The sequence below is a fragment of the Pseudomonas sp. GM41(2012) genome, assembly GCF_000282315.2.
In the GTDB taxonomy this organism is placed as follows: domain Bacteria; phylum Pseudomonadota; class Gammaproteobacteria; order Pseudomonadales; family Pseudomonadaceae; genus Aquipseudomonas.
Genome location: NZ_AKJN02000006.1, coordinates 979,807 through 1,002,918 on the forward strand (window position 1 = coordinate 979,807; position 23,112 = coordinate 1,002,918).

At 60.5% G+C, this 23,112-nt stretch carries 20 protein-coding genes; 14 read left to right on the top strand and 6 right to left on the bottom strand.

Annotated elements, in window-relative coordinates; translation table 11 throughout:
• Positions 1-76 precede the first annotated feature (76 nt).
• The gene (gene ccoN, locus PMI27_RS21425; RefSeq protein WP_033053306.1) at positions 77-1,504 is read left to right on the top strand and encodes a cytochrome-c oxidase, cbb3-type subunit I; all 1,428 of its coding nucleotides are present in this window, start codon (positions 77-79) and stop codon (positions 1,502-1,504) included.
• Between the two features lie 15 nt (positions 1,505-1,519).
• The gene (locus tag PMI27_RS21420) at positions 1,520-1,741 is read left to right on the top strand and encodes a hypothetical protein (protein ID WP_008150826.1); all 222 of its coding nucleotides are present in this window, start codon (positions 1,520-1,522) and stop codon (positions 1,739-1,741) included.
• 205 nt (positions 1,742-1,946) lie between these two features.
• Here the strand turns inward: PMI27_RS21420 and PMI27_RS21415 are convergent, their stop codons facing one another.
• Both PMI27_RS21415 and PMI27_RS21410 read right to left on the bottom strand, forming a co-directional pair.
• Positions 1,947-2,441: a hypothetical protein gene (locus tag PMI27_RS21415; RefSeq protein WP_008150824.1), complete on the bottom strand. Its 495-nt coding sequence runs from the start codon at positions 2,439-2,441 to the stop codon at positions 1,947-1,949.
• Positions 2,442-2,510: 69 nt separating this feature from the next.
• On the bottom strand, positions 2,511-3,287 hold the full coding sequence (locus tag PMI27_RS21410; protein ID WP_008150822.1) for a helix-turn-helix domain-containing protein: 777 nt from the start codon (positions 3,285-3,287) through the stop codon (positions 2,511-2,513).
• A 95-nt stretch (positions 3,288-3,382) separates the two neighbouring features.
• Between PMI27_RS21410 and PMI27_RS21405 the strand changes: the two genes are divergently transcribed.
• Positions 3,383-4,075 carry an aspartate/glutamate racemase family protein gene (locus tag PMI27_RS21405; protein WP_008150820.1) on the top strand — a complete coding sequence of 231 codons (693 nt, stop codon included), beginning with the start codon at positions 3,383-3,385 and terminating at the stop codon, positions 4,073-4,075.
• Position 4,076: 1 nt separating this feature from the next.
• Here the strand turns inward: PMI27_RS21405 and PMI27_RS21400 are convergent, their stop codons facing one another.
• The 3 genes from PMI27_RS21400 to PMI27_RS21390 form a co-directional block, all read right to left on the bottom strand.
• A complete protein-coding gene (locus PMI27_RS21400) occupies positions 4,077-4,598 on the bottom strand; it encodes a GNAT family N-acetyltransferase (protein WP_008150818.1) in 522 nt (173 codons plus the stop codon).
• Between the two features lie 189 nt (positions 4,599-4,787).
• Positions 4,788-5,768: a LysR family transcriptional regulator gene (locus PMI27_RS21395; protein WP_008150815.1), complete on the bottom strand. Its 981-nt coding sequence runs from the start codon at positions 5,766-5,768 to the stop codon at positions 4,788-4,790.
• A gap of 87 nt (positions 5,769-5,855) precedes the next feature.
• Positions 5,856-6,296: a carboxymuconolactone decarboxylase family protein gene (locus PMI27_RS21390; protein ID WP_008150813.1), complete on the bottom strand. Its 441-nt coding sequence runs from the start codon at positions 6,294-6,296 to the stop codon at positions 5,856-5,858.
• A 207-nt stretch (positions 6,297-6,503) separates the two neighbouring features.
• Between PMI27_RS21390 and pdxR the strand changes: the two genes are divergently transcribed.
• The 4 genes from pdxR to PMI27_RS21370 all read left to right on the top strand — a co-directional run bounded on the left by pdxR (position 6,504) and on the right by PMI27_RS21370 (position 9,897).
• A complete protein-coding gene (gene pdxR / locus PMI27_RS21385; protein WP_008150811.1) occupies positions 6,504-7,937 on the top strand; it encodes a MocR-like pyridoxine biosynthesis transcription factor PdxR in 1,434 nt (477 codons plus the stop codon).
• Positions 7,938-8,060: 123 nt separating this feature from the next.
• Positions 8,061-8,354, top strand: coding sequence for a putative quinol monooxygenase (locus PMI27_RS21380; RefSeq protein WP_008150809.1), 294 nt, complete (start codon positions 8,061-8,063; stop codon positions 8,352-8,354).
• Positions 8,355-8,541: 187 nt separating this feature from the next.
• Positions 8,542-8,958, top strand: coding sequence for a cupin domain-containing protein (locus tag PMI27_RS21375; RefSeq protein WP_008150807.1), 417 nt, complete (start codon positions 8,542-8,544; stop codon positions 8,956-8,958).
• A gap of 228 nt (positions 8,959-9,186) precedes the next feature.
• Positions 9,187-9,897: a hypothetical protein gene (locus PMI27_RS21370; RefSeq protein WP_008150805.1), complete on the top strand. Its 711-nt coding sequence runs from the start codon at positions 9,187-9,189 to the stop codon at positions 9,895-9,897.
• Positions 9,898-10,067: 170 nt separating this feature from the next.
• Here PMI27_RS21370 and PMI27_RS21365 read toward each other — a convergent pair whose 3' ends face one another.
• Positions 10,068-14,975, bottom strand: coding sequence for an NAD-glutamate dehydrogenase (locus PMI27_RS21365; RefSeq protein ID WP_008150803.1), 4,908 nt, complete (start codon positions 14,973-14,975; stop codon positions 10,068-10,070).
• A gap of 503 nt (positions 14,976-15,478) precedes the next feature.
• On the opposite strand from PMI27_RS21365, the gene PMI27_RS21360 reads away from it, so the two are divergent.
• The 7 genes from PMI27_RS21360 to PMI27_RS21330 all read left to right on the top strand — a co-directional run bounded on the left by PMI27_RS21360 (position 15,479) and on the right by PMI27_RS21330 (position 22,981).
• Positions 15,479-15,832 carry a hypothetical protein gene (locus PMI27_RS21360; protein ID WP_008150802.1) on the top strand — a complete coding sequence of 118 codons (354 nt, stop codon included), beginning with the start codon at positions 15,479-15,481 and terminating at the stop codon, positions 15,830-15,832.
• 306 nt (positions 15,833-16,138) lie between these two features.
• On the top strand, positions 16,139-17,098 hold the full coding sequence (locus PMI27_RS21355) for an AAA family ATPase (RefSeq protein ID WP_008150800.1): 960 nt from the start codon (positions 16,139-16,141) through the stop codon (positions 17,096-17,098).
• Positions 17,099-17,103: 5 nt separating this feature from the next.
• Complete coding sequence (locus tag PMI27_RS21350; RefSeq protein WP_008150798.1) at positions 17,104-18,048, top strand: DUF58 domain-containing protein; 945 nt, start codon at positions 17,104-17,106, stop codon at positions 18,046-18,048.
• Positions 18,045-18,539: a DUF4381 domain-containing protein gene (locus PMI27_RS21345; protein WP_008150795.1), complete on the top strand. Its 495-nt coding sequence runs from the start codon at positions 18,045-18,047 to the stop codon at positions 18,537-18,539. Before PMI27_RS21350 ends, PMI27_RS21345 begins: the two co-directional genes overlap by 4 nt.
• On the top strand, positions 18,532-19,608 hold the full coding sequence (locus PMI27_RS21340; RefSeq protein ID WP_008150793.1) for a vWA domain-containing protein: 1,077 nt from the start codon (positions 18,532-18,534) through the stop codon (positions 19,606-19,608). The genes PMI27_RS21345 and PMI27_RS21340 overlap by 8 nt, the downstream gene beginning before the upstream one ends.
• Positions 19,605-21,344: a tetratricopeptide repeat protein gene (locus PMI27_RS21335; protein WP_008150791.1), complete on the top strand. Its 1,740-nt coding sequence runs from the start codon at positions 19,605-19,607 to the stop codon at positions 21,342-21,344. Before PMI27_RS21340 ends, PMI27_RS21335 begins: the two co-directional genes overlap by 4 nt.
• Positions 21,341-22,981: a BatD family protein gene (locus tag PMI27_RS21330; protein WP_008150789.1), complete on the top strand. Its 1,641-nt coding sequence runs from the start codon at positions 21,341-21,343 to the stop codon at positions 22,979-22,981. The genes PMI27_RS21335 and PMI27_RS21330 overlap by 4 nt, the downstream gene beginning before the upstream one ends.
• Positions 22,982-23,112 lie beyond the last annotated feature (131 nt).

Below are 23,112 nucleotides of genomic sequence, written 5' to 3' on the forward strand. Positions count from 1 at the left end.
CGGCAAGGTTTCTACAGTGCACGACATGCCAGTCCGGGTGGCCTGGCAAGACTTTGCAACCGTGGAAGCATTGACCATGAGCACAGCAACAATCGGACAGGCCTATAACTACAAGGTCGTCCGCCAATTCGTCGTGGCAACCGTGGTATGGGGTGTCGTGGGGATGGCGATGGGGGTGTGGATCGCCTCGCAACTGGTGTGGCCGCAGATGAACCTCGACCTGCCATGGACCACCTTCGGCCGCTTGCGCCCGCTGCACACCAGCCTGGTGATTTTCGGCTTTGCCGGCAGCGCGCAATTCGCCGCCAGTTACTACGCGGTGCAGCGCACCTGCCAGGTGCGGCTGTTTTCGGACAAGCTCGCGGCATTCACTTTTTGGGGTTGGCAGTCGGTGATTGTGGTGATGCTGATCACCCTGCCGCTGGGCTACACCACCACCAAGGAATACGCCGAAATCGAATTCTCCGGCGCGGTGTGGATGACCGTGGTGTGGGTCGCTTACGCCATCGTGTTTTTCACCACCGTGGTGAAGCGCAAGACCAAGCACATCTACGTCGGCAACTGGTTCTTCGGCGCGTTTATCGTGGTGATCGCCATGTTGCACGTGGTCAATCACCTGGCGATTCCGGTGGACTGGTTCAAGTCCTACCCGGTGTATTCCGGGGCGACCGACGCCATGGTGCAGTGGTGGTACGGGCACAACGCGGTGGGCTTCTTCCTGACCACCGGGTTCCTGGGGATGATGTATTACTTCGTGCCGAAACAGGTTGGGCGGCCGGTGTATTCCTATCGGTTGTCGATCGTGCACTTCTGGGCGTTGATCACCCTGTACATCTGGGCCGGCCCGCACCACTTGCACTACACCGCGCTGCCGGACTGGGCGCAGTCGCTGGGCATGGCGATGTCGTTGATCCTGCTGGCGCCAAGCTGGGGCGGGATGATCAACGGCATGATGACCCTGTCGGGTGCCTGGCATAAGTTGCGGACCGACCCGATCCTGCGCTTTTTGGTGTTGTCCCTGGCCTTCTACGGGATGTCGACCTTCGAAGGGCCGATGATGGCGATCAAGACGGTCAACGCCCTCTCCCACTACACCGACTGGACCATCGGCCACGTTCACGCCGGCGCTCTGGGTTGGGTGGCAATGATCACCTTCGGCTCGCTGTACCACATGATCCCGAAAGTCTTCGGACGCACGCAGATGTACAGCACGCCACTGATCAACCTGCACTTCTGGCTCGCAACCATCGGCACCGTGCTGTACATCGCCTCGATGTGGGTCAACGGCATCACCCAGGGCTTGATGTGGCGTGCGATCAACGACGACGGCACGCTGACCTACTCCTTCGTCGAAGCCTTGCAGGCCAGCCATCCAGGGTTCGTGGTGCGCTTCGCCGGCGGTGTGTTCTTCCTCAGCGGCATGTTGCTGATGGCTTACAACGTCTGGCGCACGGTGCGGGTTTCGGACATCGAAATGGCCCACCGCGAAGCGCAGATTGCCTGAGGCGAGGGGCTTGAGATGATTGAGGTCGTGCTGAATGTATTGGGCGTCGTGGGGCTTTGGCTGGCGGTTGAATACTGCCTGAAGCAGCAGACGGCCGAGAGTCTGGATGAAGCCAGTTTGATTCCGTTTGCCGATGACCCGGAGGTGGCGCGGCGGGTGGAATTGGCGACGGGCAAGACCGTGAAGGCGGTGGCGCCGGAAGAAGCAAAACCTGACTGGGGCAATTTGGAGGTTTGAGGGGTGTCAGTTGGAACCACCCCTCACCCTAACCCTCTCCCCAAGGGGTAGAGGGGACTGACCGGGGTGTTCTTAGAGGTGCATCGACCTGAAATATCGAGTCGAACTCAGGTCTTGAAATGCATGGAGATCTGCTCCCTTTCCCCTCTCCCCTCTGGGGAGAGGGATGGGCGGGCGGCGTTCCGATGAGGGGTGGCCCTTGACCTTAGCCACGTTCGCGGGGAATCAGGCTCTGCAACTGCTGCGCCAAAAAATTCGCATCAAAGGCAAAGGTATCCGGGTCTTTCAAGCCATTGGTCTTGCGCCATTGCCAACTGCTGGACGGTGGCAGGCACACCAGCGAAATGCTGCCGTACCGCGCCGCAGTCAGGCCCATCACGGCCAGTGAAATCTGACCACCGGCACCCATCACATCGGGCACAAATTCCACCGGTTTACCGGCGATCACAATGGACAGCTTCTCGGTCTTGAAGGTCGACGTTTCGACTGGAACGCTCGGCCCCGAGGCGACATAGGCCTCGCGGCTTACCTCCAGCAGATTCGGCGCCTGGACCGGTTCCAGCCATTGCTGGATCTGATCGAACAGTTCACCAATGCGCGTCGCCCATGCGGCCGATTGCGACTCGAACAGTTGCTTCTTGTGCGCTTCGCTTTCTGCGTAATGGCGAAGCATCTCACCCAGTTGCTGTACATCGTCCATTGCGGTGTTCCTTTGTTGACGCGGTGCTGCGGACTTTGAGCATGGCAGATGCGCGCTGCCGGCGTACGACTAAAAGCGTGAACGGTATTGGCTGGGGGTCATGGCCAGGTATTTGCGAAAGGCACTGCCCATATGGGACTGATGGGCGAAGCCGGCGTCCAGGGCGATGTCGGCCAGGGACAGGTTGGTGTGTTCGATCATCCGGCGTGCCGCCTGAAGCCGCACTTCAACGAGGTAAGCGTGGGGTGTCAGGCCGATTGCCCGGGTGAAGTCGCGCAGAAAGCGCAGCTCGTTTTGCCCGTAGGTGGCGGCCAATTGTTCAAGGGTCAGGGGCTCGTGGAACTGCTCGGCGATCTGGTCCAGCACTTGGGTGAAAACCCTGGACGTGGCATGTTGCGCGGTATCGACCTTTGGACTCACCAAACCAACGAATTCCATAGCCCTTTGCTCAAGCGCCAGCTTGTCCTGTTGCGGAGCGAGCAAAAGACGCCGCAATTCCCGGCCCAGCATCAGCGCGCGGCGATTGCCTGAAGACTGCACACGGTGGTCAACCGAGGGAAAATGCTGATCGGCGAACGGTTCGTCCAGACGCATCAGCAGGTATTCGCCACCGCTGGCCGATTCGGAAAACACTTCCACGCCGGCCGGGGTGTAAGCCAGCACGCCAGGCAAGGTGTCGAAATCCACCCGGTGATCCGAATCGATGGCGTGCACACCCTGTTGACGTTCCAGCGTCACCCCAAGGGTTTGCCACTGCACCGGGTCGCGCGCGCTGTAAGCGGCTCGGGGCAAAAGCTGCAAGCAGAGTCTGCCGCCCAGCAGCTCTTGGCTCAGTGCCGTTGGCATGTGAAATTTCCTGATAGATCGCGATGAAGAGCCACGGGTACTCTCAAATAAATGCATGCTCAAAAACAAAGGGTTGCCATCAACAGGAGCAAAACATGCGCACCATCGGCCTTATCGGCGGCATGAGCTGGGAGTCCAGCGCCGAGTATTACCGTCTCATCAACCAGCAGGTGCGCGACCGGCTCGGGCCGTTGCGTTCGGCAAAATTGCTAATGTACAGCGTCGACTTTGGCCCTGTCGAACAGGCCCAGCATGCCGGGCGCTGGGACGATGCCGCGGCGATTCTGGTGGATGCGGCGCAGCGGTTGCAGGCGGGTGGTGCCGATTGCGTGGTGTTGTGCACCAACACCATGCACAAAGTGGCCGGGCAGATTCAGGCAGCGATCAGTATTCCGTTCCTGCACATCGCCGACCCGGCGGGTCGGGCTGCCGTCGAGGCTGGCGCGCTGAAAATAGGACTACTCGGCACAGCGTTCACCATGGAGCAGGACTTCCTCAAGGAACGCCTGACTTCGATGGGGCTGACCGTGCTGGTGCCGGAGGCCGATGAACGTCAGGCCGTCCACCGGATCATCTATGACGAGTTGTGCGTCGGGGTGGTCAGCGAGGCGTCACGCAAGGTGTATCAGCAGGTCATCGAATCACTGACCCGACGTGGCGCCCAGGCAATCATCCTCGGTTGCACCGAAATCGGCCTGCTGATCAAACCCGAGCACAGCGCCCTGCCCTTGCTCGACACCACCGAACTGCATGCGCAGGCGGCGGTGGCGTTCGCGTTGGGCGAGTGATTCAACCGGCCTTGGGCGTGCGACGCAGACGCGCCATGCTCAAGGCATCCACCAGCACGCCGTCACGCACGGCGTAGTCGCGAAACAATCCTTCGGTGTCGAAGCCGAACTTGCGATACAGCCCGATGGCGGCCTCGTTGTCGGCGTACACCGAAAGCTCGAGCCGTTGCAGGTTCATCCAGTTGTCGGCGATGTCCAGCGCCGCCGCCAACAGCTTCGAGCCGACACCCTTGCCCTGCCAGGCCACCGCGACGCCCATGCCGAGATTACCGGCATGGCTGCGGCGGATCCGCGAGAACTGCTCCAGGCCAATATTGCCGATGACCGTCCCTTGATGCAGCGCCACCAGCTGCACCACACGCTCGTTGTCCGACTCCAGACGCTTGCGCCAGACTTCGGTGGACTGAAACGGCATTTGCAGCACCTGACGGGTAATGGCCGGGTCGTTGTAGAGCGCGGTAATGCCGTCGATGTGGGATTCGTTGAAACGTTCGAGGGTGATAACAGCGTCAGTGGCGGGCATGGGTGATTCATCCTTGATACAGGCATGGCCGCCCACTCTATACCGCGTACTTGCGATATGGCGAGGGTCAGTGTGGGAGCGGCGGTGCGGCGATCCGACTTGCTCGCGAAGGCGATTGCACATTCAACAATGATGTCGACTGCCAGTCCCCGTTCGCGAGCAAGCCCGCTCCCACATTTTGGACTGTGTTCAGCCTTCAAACCACTCCCGCCGCTCTTCGAAGGTATTCTGGATCAGCTCAACAATCATCCGCACCTGCGCTGCCCCCTCGGACTCGGCATTGACCGCCATCCACACCTGACGCTGCATCGGTTGACTGAACAGCCCCGGCAATTCAATCAGGCCGCGGTCGAAGCGGCTGATGTATCCGGGCAACAGGCCAATGCAGGCGCTGCAACGGATCATCTCCAGCATCAGCTCATAGGAATGCAACTGCACCACCCCGGCCAGGCGCTGATCCACGAGGGTATTCCACGGCCGGAAACAGTCGACCTGACGGTCATGCTGCCATTGCACCAACAGGAAATCCGTCAAGTCGTCGAGGCTGTCTGGCCGCGACGCGACCCGTGAATACCGTTTGGCGATGTGAGGCAGGTAGTCGAGCCGTGCCAGACGCCGGGGCTCGCTGACCGCAAAACTCGGGCCGGGCAGCGGTGATTCGGTGCCGGCCAGCCACAGCACCACATCGGCGCTGACCGCTTGCAGGGACAGTTCGCTGTCCAGGGTGATGATGTCCAGGCGCACGCTGGCGTTGCGCCGCAACAAGGCAACCAGATCGCGACCGAGAATGTCATGCAGGATCGATTCGGCGACGGCCAGGCGAATCAACGGCTGTTCGATCACCGGCAAGTCGCGCTCGTGGGCCAGGGCAATCAACTGCGATTGCAGCTGCAATCCGTCACGACTGAGGGCAACGCCATTCTCTGAGTGACTGAACAGCGAACACTGCAGTTGCGCTTCAAGCTGCGCCAATTGTTTGCGCAACTGGGTGGCCTTGATATTGAGACTGCGAGCCGCCTGCATGAAACAGCCGCAACGGGCACTGACCCGAAAAGACTGCGCCAGTACCGGATCAATCCCTGCCGCCAGTGTGCGCCAGGATGAAGTTTTTTCTACGGGCGAGCGGTACTCGGCAACTCGCTGACGCTCTGTGGTTTCCATGAATCGCATCGCTGACTCCCTGTCGATCTGTCCTTGAAAGCCTCATCCTGCGCAGGGTTTATGAACCTGACGTGACACTCGAGGCGGAAAATCGATTCAGCCTCCAGGGGTTTGCCGAAAACTCACCGCCAGTCGATTCCAGCTGTTGATGGTCGTGACGGCGATGGTCAGGTCGACCATCTCGCCTTCGTTGAACTGCTCCCGGGCCTGAGTGTAAACGTCGTCCGGCACATGGCTTTCAGAGAGCAGCGTGACGGCTTCGGTCCAGGCCAGCGCCGCGCGTTCTCGCGCATTGAAAAAGCCGCTGTCGCGCCAGACCACGATCGAATACAACCGACGGTCAGTCTCGCCGAGTCGCCGGGCATCCACCGAGTGCATGTCGGTGCAGAAAGCGCAGCCATTGAGTTGCGAGGCACGGATCTTGATCAAGTGCAGCAAGGCCGGCTCGATGCTGAGGTTGCTGGTCAACGCCTCCATGGCAATCATCGCTTTCATCGCTTTGGGCGATGCGCTGTAGTAATCCAGGCGGGCGTTCATGGCGTGACCTCGTGGATCGAATGTGTGCCCCCCAAGGTAGGCGTTGATACACAGGCGTTACAGATCCAATTCTGCGAAATACCCGTGGACCACTCAGGCACCAGACCAATCGGAGGTTTTTCGCCCACGCAACTTTTGCGCAGGCGCTCATGCGGGTAATCTGGCCCGACGCACACGCGCCTCAATCGCCCCAGGAGCTTCGCCGGTATGGAACTTCACGTTGTCATCAACGGCCGCAAGGACCTGGCAGGCCAGTTGTACAACCAACTGCGCAGCGCCATCGAATCCGGCCGTCTGGCAGCCGGGACGCAACTGCCGCCCAGTCGTTTGCTGGCAGAACAACTGGGCATTTCGCGCAAGACCATTTCTGACACCTACACGCAACTGACCTACGAAAACTTCCTCACCGGGGTCATCGGAAAAGGCACCTACGTCAACGCCCGACCGGCGAAAATTACCCGTAAGCAGAGCCATTCGGAGCTGGCCAGTGCCGAGGTCATCGAGTCCTGGCGCAACCTGCCAGTGTTCCTGCGCCATCCGACGCTGGAAGGCTCGTTGCGTTACGACTTCATCGGCGGCGCTACCAGCAAGGGTCAGTTTCCTCAGGATGACTGGCGGCGCTGCACCGCTCACGCCTTGCGCCAGATCGCTGCGTCCAAGGGCTTATACAGCCTGCCCGAAGGCTTGCCGGCGTTACGCAATGCGATCGCCCGGCACATCGCGTTTTCCCGCGGGGTCAATTGCCAGGACGAAGACGTGGTGGTGTGCAATGGCGCGCAACAGGCGCTGGACCTGATCTCCCGGGTGCTCACGCGGCCCGGCAGCATCGTCGCCATGGAAGACCCCGGTTACCCGCCCGCACGCCTGTTGTTCGGTACCCACGGCGCCACGGTGATCGGCGTCCCGGTGGACGCCGAAGGCATTCAAGTAGACAAGATCCCCCTTGGCACCCGCCTGATCTACGTCACGCCGTCCCACCAGTTCCCGCTTGGCATGCCGATGAGCCAGGCGCGCCGGGTCGCGCTGCTGGAGCGGGCCCATGAGTTGGGCGCGATCATCATCGAGGACGATTACGACAGCGAATTCCGCTACGAAGGCCGGCCCACCGACTCGCTGCAAAGCATGGACGAACGCGGCATCGTCGCCTACGTCGGGACCTTTTCGAAAACCCTCCTGCCGGAGCTGCGCCTGGGTTATGCGATCCTGCCGCCGGCGATACTCGAAGCGGTCATTCGCGCCAAGCAGCTCACCGACCTTCACACCTCCACCCTGCCCCAATGGGCGCTGGCCAAGTTCATCGCCGAAGGCTGTCTGCTCAAGCACATCCGGCGCTGCCATACGATCTATGCCGGGCGTCGTGAGCGGATCCTCGAGCGCATGGCCGGCGATCTGTCACCGTGGCTCGAGGCGGTTCCGACCACAGCCGGGTTCCACATGGTGGTTATGTGCAAAGTGTCTATCGATATTCCATTGGTGATCACACTTGCAAAAAAAGTCGAAGTCGGGGTGTATCCCATCGACAGTTTTTTCTACCAGCAAGCGCCGCAGTCTGGGCTTTTCCTGGGTTTTGGCGCCATCGAAACCTTGGACATCGACATCGCCCTGGACCGCCTGCGGGACATTTTGCAGCAGGTTGCCTGACGGATTGGTCTGCGTTTTTATCCCGCGATTGGCTATTGGTGGTCCGGGGATGCAGGCCTATCCTGCATAAACGTTATCCCTCAATGAGCAGGATTCGTCCGGCCTGATTCAGGAGTGTGAGCAATGTCCAACGAAGTGATCAATACCGTTAAGGTGCAGGCCGCCGCCGGCCGCTCGGACGAACTGGGTAAGCAACTGCAAAAAATCGTCGACACCCTGCGCGAATTACCGGGCTGCGATTCCTATATGGTCGACCGCTGCCCCGAGGACGACAACCGCTGGACGGTCAGTGCCCGCTGGCAATCGGAAGCGGCCATGCAAATGCATTTCAACTGCCCTGAAGTACAAGGCTTTATCGGCCTGATCGACAGCCGCCTGGCCAACAGCGTCGACTTCAACAGCTTTCCTATCGTTTAAATTAGGTCGCTGTCTTCGGCCATTCCTACAGGGCAATGGGTACCTCTGCAGGAGTGGCTGGAGGCGGCGATCTTGTTTTTTCAACGAGCATGATTGGTCCCCTCGCCTTCACGAAAATTGGCTGTTTGATTGGCCTTGGCCGAGACTTACTGTGGTCCCTGACACTAACCACAGCAGGTGATAACCCATGAATGCCTTCCGTTACTGTGCTGCGCCCCTCGCCGCCCTGGCCCTGACCTTTTGCGCCGCGACATACGCTCACGAAGCCGCCCCTTCGGAAAAGGTCACGGTGTTGCAGGACCAGATGTTGAAAAACGCACCAGGTAAAAAAGCGCTGATGATCGAAGTCGATTACAAACCCGGCCAATCATCCATCGCCCACAAGCACGAAGGCACGGCCATGGCTTACGTCATTTCGGGGGAAATCATTTCCCAGGTCAAAGGCGAAAAGGCGATCACTTACAAGGCTGGTGAATACTGGTACGAGCCAGCCGGCTCGGAGCATTTGGTCTCGAAAAATGCCAGTGCCACCCAACCCGCCAAACTGTTGGTGTTTATGGTGTTAGCGCCCGACGAAAAAGTATTGATCCCTTTGGAAAACTGATAGCTGTTGCGCCAGCCATAAATAAACGGGCTCGAATTAAGCATTCGGGCCTTTTAATTTCCCGACGCAATTAACCGAGACCTTTTAAACCAAACAAAACTATAGTTTTCCTGACAAGTGCAGTGATGGTCTATTTCATTCAGTGTCGACAGGTTTAGTCTGGAATCTCCGCCGACTGTGTCCGGCCTATTAACTTTCCGACTCAAGTTGTTTCACGGGAGAAACACCATGAAACTTTCACTTGTCAGCACCTTGACGATAACGGTTCTTTTAACGGGTTGTTCAATACCTACTGCACCGAAGGCTGTTTCTTCGCTCGACGGCATTTTCACCGGGCCGGTCGGCCGCAGCAGCGCCACGCATGTCACCCATGGCAGCAACGTGTCCCTGGGCATCGTCTACAGCCGCAACACGCAGACCAACCGCGCCTACCTTCAGGATTACCAGAGCAACGCCGGCACCGGTTTCGGCCAGAGCCTGCTGGTGCAGTCGATTCATGATGCCTACGTCGCCACTTCCAAACCGGACCTGGCGGTGGACTGGGTCAAAGCATCCTTGCAACGTCAGTTTGGCTCGGTGACGGTGTACCCGGACATGCAAAGTCTCAGGGCCGCCAAACCGGACGTGGTCGCCATCGTCGACACGCGCAGTCAATTGATGACCTCGCGCAGTTCGGATATCAGCGCGAATGTCAGCGCAGCGTTCTACGATTCCAACTTCAACTACATCGGCACTGCGCAAGGTCATGACGCTAAAGAACTGAGTCCGTTATGGGCCGACTATAAACGCAGCGAAGAGATAGTTGCCGATATAAACGAACAACAGAATGTGCAAGTCAGGGCCTTGCAGAAGTTTGACCAGTCGCTCAGTAATTTATTGACCAGGCCGACAGATAAAGTGTCGATGATCGAGAATAAAACAGTCTGGAAGTTGCATTGAGGCGAATGGCCTCATCGCGAGCAAGCTCGGCTCCTACAAGTTATGTGTTCAACCCAAAACCTGTAGGAGCCGAGCTTGCTCGCGATGAGGCCCGACCAGACGGTCCAAAACCTTCAGACAAAAAAAAGCCCCGCCTCTCTCAAGACGGGGCTTCTTCATTCAGCGCCTGATCAGGCAGCCGGCTCCAACTCAGCGCTGGCAATGCTAGTGGCAGTGACTGGCACTACCGCTTGACCGCTCAACGCCAGATCCAGCAACTCACGGTTGGCCACTGCATACATGGCGTAATCAGTGCCGCTGGCGGCACGGATTTCTACCAGCATGGCGCGCCAGCGTTCGATCATGCCTTCGTGCTCTTCCATCCACAGCTCCAGACGGGTTTCCACGTCCTGGGTGCCGTCGCCCTGTTGCAGGACGGAGATGGTGATCGCACGTTGTTGCCAGTCGACGTCATCGCGGAACGCTTCACGGGCCAGGGCCTGCCAGTTGTTTTCAACCGGCAGAGCGCTGATCTGTTGCAGGTACCAGGTGATGTCCAGCGCGCTGCCCACGGCGAAGTAGGCCTTCGCCACGTCGGCGGCGTTCTGACCGGTCACGTCGGACGCTTCGATGATTGGCAGCAAGGTGTACAGGTGAGTGGTGCCTGCAACCATGCGCGCCAGCAACTCAGGAACGCCAGCCGCAACGTACGCCTGATAACGGGTCTGCCAGCCTTCGCGGGTCGGGCCTTCCAGCAGTTCGTCGAGCTTGAGGCCCAGCGCTGCCAGATGTGGACCGAAGTGCGCGACGTCACGGGCAGCATTCTGCTCGTTGCGACGGCTGCGCAGGAACCAGCGCGTAGCGCGACGGCCCAGACGCATCAGCTCATCCATCAGCTCCAGTTGCACGTCAGCGGAAACCTGGTAGTCCAGGGCTTCGATCTGACGGAACCAGTGCGGGAGGTGGAAGATGTCACGCACGATCACATAAGCACCGGCCACGTTCGCCGGGCTCATGCCGGTCGACTCTTTGAGTCGTTGAACGAAGGTGATGCCCATGTGGTTGACCAGATCGTTGGCGATCTGGGTGCTGACGATCTCACGCTTCAGACGGTGACGGCGCATGGCGTCGGAGAACTTGCTCACCAGGGTCGGCGGGAAAGCGGTTTCCATGTCGCGCGTCAGGTAATCGTCGTCCGGTACCTGGGAATTGAGCAGCGCTTCCTTGAGGTCGATCTTGCTGTAGGAGATCAGCACCGACAGCTCTGCACGGGTCAGGCCATGGCCTTCCGCGAGACGCTCGTTGATCGCTTCTTCAGCCGGCAGGAACTCGATGGCGCGATCCAGCTTGCCGCGGCCTTCCAGATCGTTCATCAGACGCTTGTATTCGGCAATCCGCACGAAGGCACGGCGTGCCGCCAGGGACAGTGCCTGAGTCTGCTTGTAGTTGTTGCCCAGCACCAGGTTGCCGACTTCGTCGGTCATGCTCGCCAGCAACTGGTTACGTTGCTTGTCGGTCATGTCACCGGCATGAACCACTTCGTTCAGCAGGATCTTGATGTTTACTTCGTGGTCGGAGCAATCCACACCACCGGCGTTGTCGATGAAGTCGGTGTTGGAACCGCCGCCATTGAGGCCGAATTCGACACGACCCAGCTGGGTCATACCGAGGTTACCACCCTCGCCCACGACTTTGCAGCGCAGTTCGTTGCCGTTTACGCGCAGTGCATCGTTGGCCTTGTCGCCGACATCGGCGTGGCTTTCGCTGCTGGCTTTGACGTACGTACCGATACCGCCGTTCCACAACAGATCCACCGGTGCCTTGAGCAAGGCGTTCAGCAGTTCGGTCGGGGTCAGCTTGTCAGCCTGAATGTCGAAGCGCTCTTTCATCTGCGGGGAAATCGCGATGCTTTTCGCGCTACGGGAGAAGATCCCGCCGCCTTCGGACATGATGCTGGTGTCGTAATCCGACCAGGCCGAACGCGGCAGGTCGAACAGGCGCTGACGCTCGGCGAAGCTGTTGGCCGGCTCCGGGTTCGGGTCGATGAAGATGTGCAGGTGGTTGAACGCTGCGACCAGTTGCAGCTTGTCGGACATCAACAAGCCGTTACCGAACACGTCACCGGCCATGTCGCCGACGCCGACCACCGTAATGTTGTCTTCCTGAACATTGATGCCGCGTTCGCGGAAGTGACGTTGAACGCCAACCCACGCGCCCTTGGCGGTGATGCCCATCTTCTTGTGGTCGTAACCGGCCGAGCCGCCCGATGCGAACGCATCGCCGAGCCAGAAGCCGTAGTCGATGGCGATACCGTTGGCGATGTCGGAGAAGGTTGCAGTGCCCTTGTCCGCAGCGACCACCAGGTACGGGTCATCGTCGTCATGACGCACGACGTTGGCCGGCGGTACCAGCGCGCCGTCTTTCAGGTTGTCGGTGATGTCCAACAGGCCCGAAATAAAGATGCGGTAGCAGGCGATGCCCTCGGCCGCGATCTCGTCTCGACCGCCACCCAGTGGCAGGCGACGAGGCAGGAAGCCGCCCTTCGCGCCAACCGGCACGATGACCGAGTTCTTCACTTGCTGGGCTTTTACCAGGCCCAGGACTTCGGTGCGGTAGTCTTCTTCACGATCAGACCAGCGCAGACCACCGCGAGCAACGTTGCCGAAGCGCAGGTGCACACCTTCGACGCGTGGCGAGTAAACGAAGATTTCGAACTTCGGGACTGGCTTCGGCAGCTCTGGAATCTGGTGCGGGTTGAACTTGAAGCTGAAGTAGGACTTGTTCTGACCGTGCGCGTCGGTCTGGTAGAAGTTGGTCCGCAGGGTGGCCTTGATCAGGTCCAGGTAGCGACGCAGGATGCGGTCTTCGTTCAGTACCTGAACATCGTCCAGAGCGCTGAGAATCGCGTGTTCCAGGCGTTGCTGCTTGTCTTCCAGATCGTCGCCGGTCAGCTTGCGCGCCAGGTAGAAACGGGTTTTGAACAACCGGGTCAACTCGCGAGCGATGTCGGTGTGGTTGTTCAGGGTGCTGGCGATGTAACCCAGGTCGAAGCCCAGGCGAATCTGCTTCATGTACCGGGCGTAGGCACGCAGCAGCGCGACATCGCGCCATGGCAGGCCGGCGGTCAGCACCAGACGGTTGAACGCATCGTTCTCGGCATCGCCACGCACGATGTGGACGAAAGCGTCCTGCAAGGTGTCGTTGAGTTGCTGGATGTCGAGTTCCAGACCTTCAGCGGCAGTGAACGCAAAGTCGTGAATCCAGAACTCGCGGCCATTGTTATGACGCAGGCGATACGGGAATTCACCCAGCACGCGCAGGCCGAGGTTTTCCAGGATCGGCAACACGTCGGACAACGCCAGCGGGGTATCGGCGTGATACAGCTTGCAGTGCAACTCGCGCTGACCGGAGACCTGACCCAGTGGCTGATAGAAGCTCATCACCAGCGGATTGGATTCTTTCAGGCTCAGCAGGTGCTGCATGTCGACCACAGCCGAATGCGCGGCGAAACGCTCGCGGTAACCGGCCGGGAAGCCTTTCGGGAAGTCGGCCAACACGTTGGTGCCGTGGGCTTCGCCAAAGGTTTCGACGGTCAGGGCCGAGTAGTCGTCCTGCCAGCTGCGGCAAGCCTGGATTACTTCGTTTTCCAGCTGCTGCGGGTCGATGTCCAGACGGTTCTTCGGATCGACGCGCAAAATCAGTTGCACGCGGGCCAGCACGGACTCGGAGAAGAAGGTCCAGAACTCGCAGTCCGAGGCTTTCAGGCGATCCATCAGCACTTGCTGGATCTTCTGGCGCACTTCGGTGGAGTAGATGTCGCGCGGCACGTAGGCCAGGCAGTAGCAGAAACGACCATACGGGTCTTTGCGCAGGAACACGCGAATCTTGTTGCGTTCCTGGATCTGCACGATCGACATCACGGTAGCAAACAGTTCGTCGACCGGGGTCTGGAACAGGTCGTCACGCGGCAGCACTTCAACCACCTGCGCCAGTTCCTTGCCCAGGTGAGCCTTGGCCTGGAAGCCGGAACGGCGTTCGATTTCTTCGACCTTGCGGCGGATGTACGGGATGACCCGCACGCTCTCGCCATACACCGAGGAGGTGTACAGGCCCATGAAACGGCATTCCTTGATGACGTTGCCGTCGGCGTCGATTTCACGGATCGACACGTAATCCGGGTAAGCCGGACGGTGTACACGGCTTGGGTGCGCAGCCTTGGCGAACGACAGCAGGGTCGGTTCGCGCAGATAGTTCACGGCGTAGTCTTCGATGCGCAGGTCATCGTAGGTCAGGCCGGTGCGCAGCAATTTGGTCAGGCCGAGGAAGGAATCCTGGTCGTAGACGATGTGGCCGCCGTCGGCTTCATCGCGAACCACGAATTCTTCATAGCCCAGGAAGGTGAAGTGGTTGCCCACCAGCCATTCCAGGAAGCTTTTGATTTCGGCTTTTTCTTCGGAATCGACAGCGAACTGGCTGTTGTCCAGGCCGGTGAGGATTTCCTGGACCTTGGCTTTCATCGGTTCGAAATCGGCGACCGCGACGCGGACTTCACCGAGCACCTGTTCCAGCTCTTTGCTCAGGACATTGAGCTCGGCGGTGTTGGCGCAACGGTCGATTTCCAGGTACATCAGCGATTCTTGAAGAATGCCTTCGCCCTGGGTGCCTTTCGGCAGGATTTCCAGCAGCTCGCCCTTGCTGCCGCGACGTACGCTCAGCACAGTGGTTTGCAGGGTGTGGATGCTGTAGCCGCGACGGTTCAGCTCGGTGCGTACCGAGTCCACCAGAAATGGCAGGTCGTGGTGCAGCACTTCGACCGCGGTGTGGGTCGACTGCCAGCCGTGGCGTTCGTAATCGGGGTTGTAGACGCGCACTTGCGGTTGCGCGTGATCGAAGCGCTCAAGCAGGCGCCACGCAGAAAGGGTGCAGCCGGCGAGGTCGGACAACCGACGCTGGGTCAGCTCGTCCAGGGAAATGATGCCGAAAAATTGTTCCGCGAACAGCGCCACTTGTGGCAGTGCCTGTTCACTGATGTGCTGGGCCAGTGCCGCTTGCAGTTGGTGCTGGAAGTCGGCTTTGCTGGCTGCGGTGAAGAACGCCATCTGTGGTACTCCGCTTGGGCTTGTTATTGATGGAAGCGTCGCGTGCAAACCCCTTTCGGGGCAATCCGTCACCCTGTTCCTGATTCTCGGGCAGAGGAAACAGGATGACAGGTGGGTGAAGCTGGACGAGACACTCAGGTCACATTCACCTTCCATGAATGGGCATCTGCAAAAACGACTGGGCAAGGTGCAGCGCAATGCCTTTACAGGTGCTCATCCGTTGCGCAGCTTAACCAGTGCGACAAGGCCCGTGCTTGCAGCGCTGCGACATATTCGGTCATCGGTACGCAGCTTGCGCCTTGTGCATCGAACAACACTAGCAGCCGCACGGCAAAACGGGGGGTTTAAGCCCGGTTTTGCGGCACATCCGTACCAGAAATGACCAGCAACACCCTGAATGCTCACGACACATCCTCAGACACTCAGGCGAGCAGAAATTCCCCAGGGCTGGCAGAATCGCCCTTTGTTCGTCTTCACAACGCTCGTCGAGCCAGGAATTCCCCATGCAAATGACCACCGCCCTCTTGATCGTCAACCCGTGCGACGACGAAGAAGACAACATGGCCATGCTCTGCTGCCACAGCGATCAGGGCGATATGTTCCTGATGACCCGCTACCCGGACGAGGACGCGCTGGACATCAGCCTTGGCGACGAGCCTTCGACGCTGGACGGCGTAAAAGTCACCCTCAGCCCTACCCGCCTGCTGATCGAAATCGCTGCCGCTGACGCCGATGCGCTCAATGGTGATGATTCGCTGGAAATCATTCACAGCACTGATGCGGCGGATTTGGCCGAAGTGGAAGAAACGTTGCAGAACATTCTCAAGGGTACTGGCACCTATATAAGCCAGCTTTGAGCCTCAGAATTTCGGGTGCCTGAACCTGCCTCATCGCGAGCAGGCTCGCTCCCACATTGGAATTGTGCCGGATGCAAATTTCGCGTCCGCTGGAGATCCCCTGTGGGAGCGAGCCTGCTCGCGATGAGGCCCGAAAGAACACCACCACCCTTCGAGTCCTACAAAATTCAAACAATCTCGCCAATCAATTCCTGCACTTTGCACAAAATGCCGTTAGTCGCCGCCCCCCGCGATAGATTAAAGTAACGCCCCCAGCCCTGGCGTTATTCGAACGTCTTCGGTCACCCTTTCCAGGAACAGTCATCGATGGAACATCGTGAAGCGCTGCTAGCGCTGCGAACCTTTCTTTCAACGCAGATTCTCGGCCAGGAAAAACTCATCGAGCGCTTGCTCATCGCCTTGCTTGCCGACGGCCACATGCTGGTCGAGGGCGCTCCGGGCCTGGCCAAGACCAAGGCCATCAAAGAACTTGCCGAAGGCATCGAAGCACAGTTCCATCGCATCCAGTTCACCCCCGACCTGTTGCCCGCCGACATCACCGGCACGGAAATCTATCGCCCGGAAACCGGCAGTTTCGTGTTCCAGCAAGGCCCGATCTTCCACAACCTGGTGCTGGCGGACGAAATCAACCGCGCCCCGGCCAAGGTTCAGTCCGCCCTGCTCGAAGCCATGGGCGAGCGCCAGGTCAGCGTCGGACGCAGCACGTACGAGCTGTCGCCGCTGTTTTTGGTGATGGCCACGCAAAACCCGATCGAGCAGGAAGGCACCTATCCATTGCCCGAAGCGCAGCTCGACCGTTTCCTAATGCACGTGAAGATCGGCTTCCCGGACGCCGCCGTCGAACGTCGGATCCTGCAACAGGCCCGTGGCGAAGCGCTGAACGGCGAAACCAAGCCCGAGCGCCGGGTCAGCCAGCAGGCGATTTTTGCCGCGCGCAAGGAAATCCTTGGCTTGTACATGGCCGACGCCGTGGAGGAATACCTGGTGCAACTGGTCATGGCCACCCGCACCCCGGCCAAGTTCGACCCGGAGATGGCCGAATGGATCGCCTATGGCGCCAGCCCGCGCGGTTCGATTGCCCTAGACCGTTGCGCCCGGGCCCACGCCTGGCTGGCCGGTCGCGACTTCGTCAGCCCGGAAGATATCCAGGCGGTGCTGTTCGACGTACTGCGCCACCGCATCATTCTTTCCTTTGAAGCCGAAGCCGCGGGCATCGACCAGGACCGGGTGGTCCAGCGGATTCTCGACGTCGTAGCCGTCGCTTGACCCCGATGAACGTCATCCTGCCGCCCGAGCCGGGCATCCGTGTCAGCCTCGCCGAGCTGATCGAGATGCGCCATCGCGTGCGTGAAGTGCAACTGTTTTCCACACCGAGCCAGCGCAGCCCGCTGATCGGCCTGCACCACTCCAAACTGCGCGGGCGCGGGGTGGACTTCGATCAGGTGCGGGTTTATCAGGCCGGCGATGACGTGCGAAGCATCGACTGGCGCGTCACCGCCCGCACCCAGGAACCCCACACCAAGCTGTTCCATGAAGAGCGCGAGCGGCCGATTTTCATCATGGTCGAGCAAAGTCGCCGGCTGTTTTTCGGCTCGGGGCTGATGTTCAAATCGGTGCTCGCCGCCCAGGCCGCGAGCCTGATCGGCTGGGCCGCACTGGGTCATAACGATCGGGTCGGCGGACTGGTGTTCGGCAACAACGAGCACTATGAAATCAAGCCACGACGCAGCAAACAGAGCCTGCTGCAATTGCTCAACCGTCTGGTGCGGGTCAATCAGTCGCTGCACACGGAAAACGAGCCGGACCGGGACGCCTTCAACATTGCCCTGCGTCGCGCCCGGGAAGTACTGCGTCCCGGCAGCCTGGTGATCATCATCTGCGACGAACGCACCCTGACCGAGGGCGCCGAACAACAGCTGAGCCTGTTGTCGCGGCATTGCGATCTATTGTTGCTGCCGGTATCCGATCCGCTGGATCACGCCCTGCCCGCCGCCGGACTTTTACGCTTCGCCGAACGCGGTGCTCAACTGGAACTCGACACCCTGAATTTCGAGCTGCGCCAGACCTATCGCGCCCAGGCCGAAGCACGCCTCGCTCGCTGGGAATTGCTGGCACAGAAGCTGCGGGTATTGCTGATGCCCCTGAGCACCCAGAGCGAGATGGTTGAACAATTGCGCGAATACCTGAACCCGCAGAAACCGGGGAAAGGCCGATGAGCAGCCTCGATCAACTGCAACCGCTGATCTCCCCGCCACCCATCGAATTCTGGCCACCGGCACCAGGCTGGTGGCTATTGCTGTTGTTACTGCCGCTCATCGGTTTTGGTCTGTGGAAGGCAAGACACTTCCTTGCGAACAAGCGCCCGATCGTGCGCGCCGAACAACCGCTGGACCCGGTGCGCCTCGCCGCGCTGGCAGAACTCGCGCGGATGCCCAAACCCTACGACGGCGCTCCGGCCGGTGCCTGGTTGCAGCAACTCAACGGTTTGCTCAAACGCCTGTGCCGCAACCATTACCCCTACAGCCAGAGCCACACCCTCAATGGGCGCAAATGGCTGGCATTCCTCGACAATCGTTGCCCGGCCGCCGGCCTGACCCGCTGGATGGTGCTGGTCGAAGGCGCCTACAAACCCGAATGCAAACTCGACGACAAGGCCATCGCCGGCCTGACTCAAGCGGTCGACACCTGGATTCGTAAACATGTTTGAGTTCGCCTGGCCGTGGATCTTTGCCCTGTTGCCGCTGCCCTGGCTGATGCGCATCGTGCTGCCTGTCGCCGACAGTGGCGAACCGGCGCTCAAAGTCAGCTTCCTCGGCGACCTCGAAGGCCTCGTCCGCCGCCGCGCCCGGGCCAACCTGCCGGCCTGGCGCCAACAGGCACCATTCATTCTGCTGTGGCTGTTGCTACTGATCGCCGCGGCGCGCCCGCAATGGCTTGGCGAACCGCTGCCCATCGCTGCCAGCGGTCGCGATCTGCTGGTAGCGGTCGACGTGTCTGGCTCGATGGATTTCCCCGACATGCAGTGGCAGGACGAAGAAGTCAGTCGACTCACCCTGGTTCAGCACTTGCTCGGTGACTTCCTTGAAAGTCGCGACGGCGATCGCGTCGGCCTGATCCTGTTCGGCAGCCAGGCGTATCTGCAAGCACCGCTGACGTTCGACCGGCACACGGTGCGCGTGTGGCTCGACGAGGCGCGGATCGGCATCGCTGGCAAGAACACCGCCATCGGCGATGCCATCGGTCTGGCCCTCAAACGCCTGCGCCAACGCCCGGCACAAAGTCGCGTACTGATTCTGGTCACTGACGGTGCCAACAATGGCGGCCAAATCGACCCGCTCACGGCTGCGCGGCTGGCAGCCAGCGAAGGCGTGAAAATCTACCCGATCGGTATCGGCGCCGATCCGGAGCAAAGCGGCACCTTGGGTTTCCTGGGGGTCAACCCGAGCCTGGACCTCGACGAACCCTCCTTGATGGCGATCGCCGAAGCCACGGGCGGCCAGTATTTTCGCGCCCACGATGACAAGGAACTGCAAGCGATCAAGGACACCCTCGACCAACTGGAACCGGTGACCCAGCAACCGACTCAGGCCCGCCCGGCTCAGGCGTTGTACCACTGGCCTTTGGCGCTGGCGTTGCTGCTGAGCATGCTGTTGGTGGTTCGCGAGCGCTGGCCGGATAACCCGTTGCGGCGCCTGTTCACCAAGGACCTTCTGCAAACGCAACTGCCCGACTGGCGCCAGCGGCTTAAACGCCTGCGTCTGCGGAGGCGCCGATGAGTGCGCTCTGGCCGTACTTGTTCCGTCCCTGGTGGTTGCTGTTGTTGCCATTGCTTGGCTGGTTGCTCTGGCAACTCTGGCATCGGCAGAAACGCGCCGGGCGCTGGCAGATGATTCTGCCACCGGCCTTCCATGCCGCGCTGCTCAGTGGTGGCAGCGGTCGCGACAGCAAATTGCCGTGGGTCATCCTTGGATGTGCCTGGGTGCTGACCGTTCTGGCGCTGCTCGGACCGAGCTGGGAACGTGTCGAGCAAGCCAGCCAGAAACCCGCCGACCCGCTGGTCGTGGTCCTTGAGCTGACCCCGGAAATGCTCGCCACCGACGTACCGCCCAACCGGCTGGAACAGGCCCGGCGCAAGCTGTTCGACCTGCTGGAGAACCGCAGCGATGCCCAGACCGCGATTGTCGTCTACGCCGGCAGTGCTCACACGCTGGTGCCGCTGTCGGATGACCTGTCGACCAGCCGCAATCTATTGGATGCCCTCAAGCCTTCGCTGATGCCCCAAGCGGGACATCGCGCCGACCTGGCGGTGACCAAGGCCCTTGCCCTGCTGGAACAGGGCGCCCTCGGCGACGGGCGGATCCTGCTAATCGGTTCGACCTTGACCGAACTGGAACGCCAGGGGATTCAGCAGGCGCTGGACGGCAAGTCGACACAATTTCTGATGCTCGGTATCGGCACTGCCGAAGGCGCGCCGATCACCCAGGAGGACGGCAGTTTTCTGAAGGACGACCAGGGCGCGATTCTGGTGCCACATCTGGACGAGCCAAGCCTGAAAGCCTTTGCCAACGACCTGGGCGGAAGCTATCGCCACGCGCGCCTGGACGATGCCGACTTGCGCGCACTCGGTTTGCTCGAGGGACCACGCGCGTTGCGCAACGACGGCCATACCCTGCGCCTCGATACGTGGGCCGATCAGGGTTACTGGCTGTTGTTGCCGTTGTTGCTGCTGGCGGCGTGCGCCGGTCGTCGCGGCTGGCTGTTCTGCTTGCCACTGCTGTTTTTGCTGCCACAACCGAGTTATGCCTTCGACTTCAACGATTTGTGGCTGCGGCCCGACCAACAGGGTCTGATCTTGCTCAAGCAAAAGCACCCGGCCGAGGCGGCGCAGCATTTCGAAGATCGACAATGGCAAGGTGTCGCGCTCTACGAGGCAGGCGACTACAGCGGCGCCGCCCAGCGGTTCGCCGAAGGCAGCGACGCCCACGCCCACTACAATCGTGGCAACGCCCTGGCCAAAAGCGGTGAGCTGGAAGCCGCGCTGGATGCCTACGAGCAGGCGCTGGAGCGTCAACCGGATTTGCGTCCGGCCCTGACCAACAAAGCACTGGTGGAAACTCTGCTCAAGCAGAAAAACACTCCACCGCCCGTTGATCCGGACAAAAACGCCGGCAACCAGACCGAGCCCCCCACGCAAGAACCGCCGCCGGGCGCGGCCACGCAACCGTCGGATAAGGGCGAACCGAAAACCGACGGCCAACAAACCACGACGGACTCCGACCAACAGAGCAAAACGCCGTCGAAACCCGGCACCAATGAAGTCCCAGGCAGCGAGCTGGGGGATGAAGACAGCACCCGCCCACCGATGCGCCCGGCCAGCGACAGCATCGACGGCGAACAGCGCCAGGCGCTGGAACAATGGCTGCGCAAGATCCCGGATGACCCGGGTGAATTGCTCAGGCGCAAATTCTGGTACGAACAGCAACAACATCAGGATCAGGGAAAAACTCGATGACCCGCTTCACCACTTTCTTGCTCGCACTGTTGATCTGCACTGCTCAGGCCCAAGCTGCGGGGCTGGTCGCCAGTGTGGATCGCAGTCGCCTGAACAGCGGCGAGACGATTGAACTGACCCTGGAATCCAACGACGTGACGCAGTTCGGCAAGCCTGACCTGACACCGCTGGAGCCGCTGTTCGACGTGCGCGGCACCCGTCAGGTCAACCAGTTGACCACCCTGAACGGCGACAATCGTGCGACCACCCGCTGGATCATCACCCTGCTGCCTCGGCAAAACGGCAGCGTGGTGATTCCGTCACTGCAACTGGGTGACGTGCAGAGCCAGCCGATCACCGTGCAAGTGGTCGAGACCGAAACCCAGGACAGCCCGACCCAACGGGACCCGGTGTTCATCGACGCCAGCCTCGATCAAAACAGCGTGTACGTACAAGCCCAGGCGATCCTGACCTTGCGCATCTACCATTCGGTGTCGCTGTACGACGACAGCAGCCTGCCCCCTTTGCAAATCCCCGATGTGCGCATTGAGCAACTGGGCGAGGCGCGCACCTACGAGAAAGACATCAATGGCCTGCGCCACGGCGTGATCGAGATGCGCTACGCGATCTACCCGCAACACAGCGGTGAGTTGATCATTCCGCCGCAGATATTCAACGCCGCACTGGTGGACGCACAACCCGCCAAGGACGCCGCCGCGCAGGCACCGAAATCCGGCAAATTGATGCGGGTCAGCTCCGCCGAGATTCTGCTGACGGTCAAGGCCAAACCCATCACCTACCCGGCCGACGTGCCATGGCTGCCGGCCCGCAGCCTCAGCCTGAGCGAAAGCTGGAACCCGGAACCGGATCATGCGCAGGTGGGTGATTCGTTGACCCGCAGCCTGACGGTGAAAGCTGAAGGCCTGGACAGTTCGCAATTGCCACCGCTGCCCGCCACCGACGTCAACGGCTTGCGGCGCTACCCGGATCAACCGGTGCTGGGCAACCAGAACAGCGAGCGAGGCCTGATCGGCAGTCGCGAAGACCGTGAAGCCCTGGTGCCAACGCGTGCCGGCGCAATCGAGTTGCCAGCGGTTGAAGTGATCTGGTGGAACACCTTCGAAGACCACCTGGATCACAGCAGCCTGCCGGCTCAAACCCTGCCAGTGGCGAACAATCCGAGCCTGATGGTCGACACCCCGGCCGGCATGCCTCAAGTCTTTTCCGCGGCTGACAACGAAGCCCTCTGGTGGTGGAAACTCAGCAGCCTGATCCTGGCCTGCACCACCCTGCTGGGCTTCGGTCTCTGGTGGCGCGCCCGCTGGCAACCGGCGATCCTGCGCGCGGCGCAGACCGGTCCAAGCCCGCGCACCGTGCTCGACGATCTCAAGCGCGCCTGTCAGGCCAACGATTCCCACGCCACCCGCCAGGCCCTCGACGCCTGGGCCCGACAACAACCGGAAACCCTGGCCGATATGGCGGCGCGGTTTGTGCCGTTGTCCGACGCCCTCGACGGCTTGAACGGCGCGCTCTACAGCGAAACCGGCCAGCATTGGCAAGGTGAAGACTTGTGGCGGGCGATCAAGGCGATTCCGATTGCCGAACGGGTTCAGGACCCGGTGGGCGACAGTGGCCTGCCACCGCTTTATCCGAAGTAACTGTCAGAAAAGGTCGCCATCCCAGCTGCGATTCTGCTTCACGGATATGTCCTACAAAGGATATCGATTCGTCTGACTGCGCCAATTGGTAGATCCACGCAAAGTCCCGTGTCTTCAACAGACACAGGGAC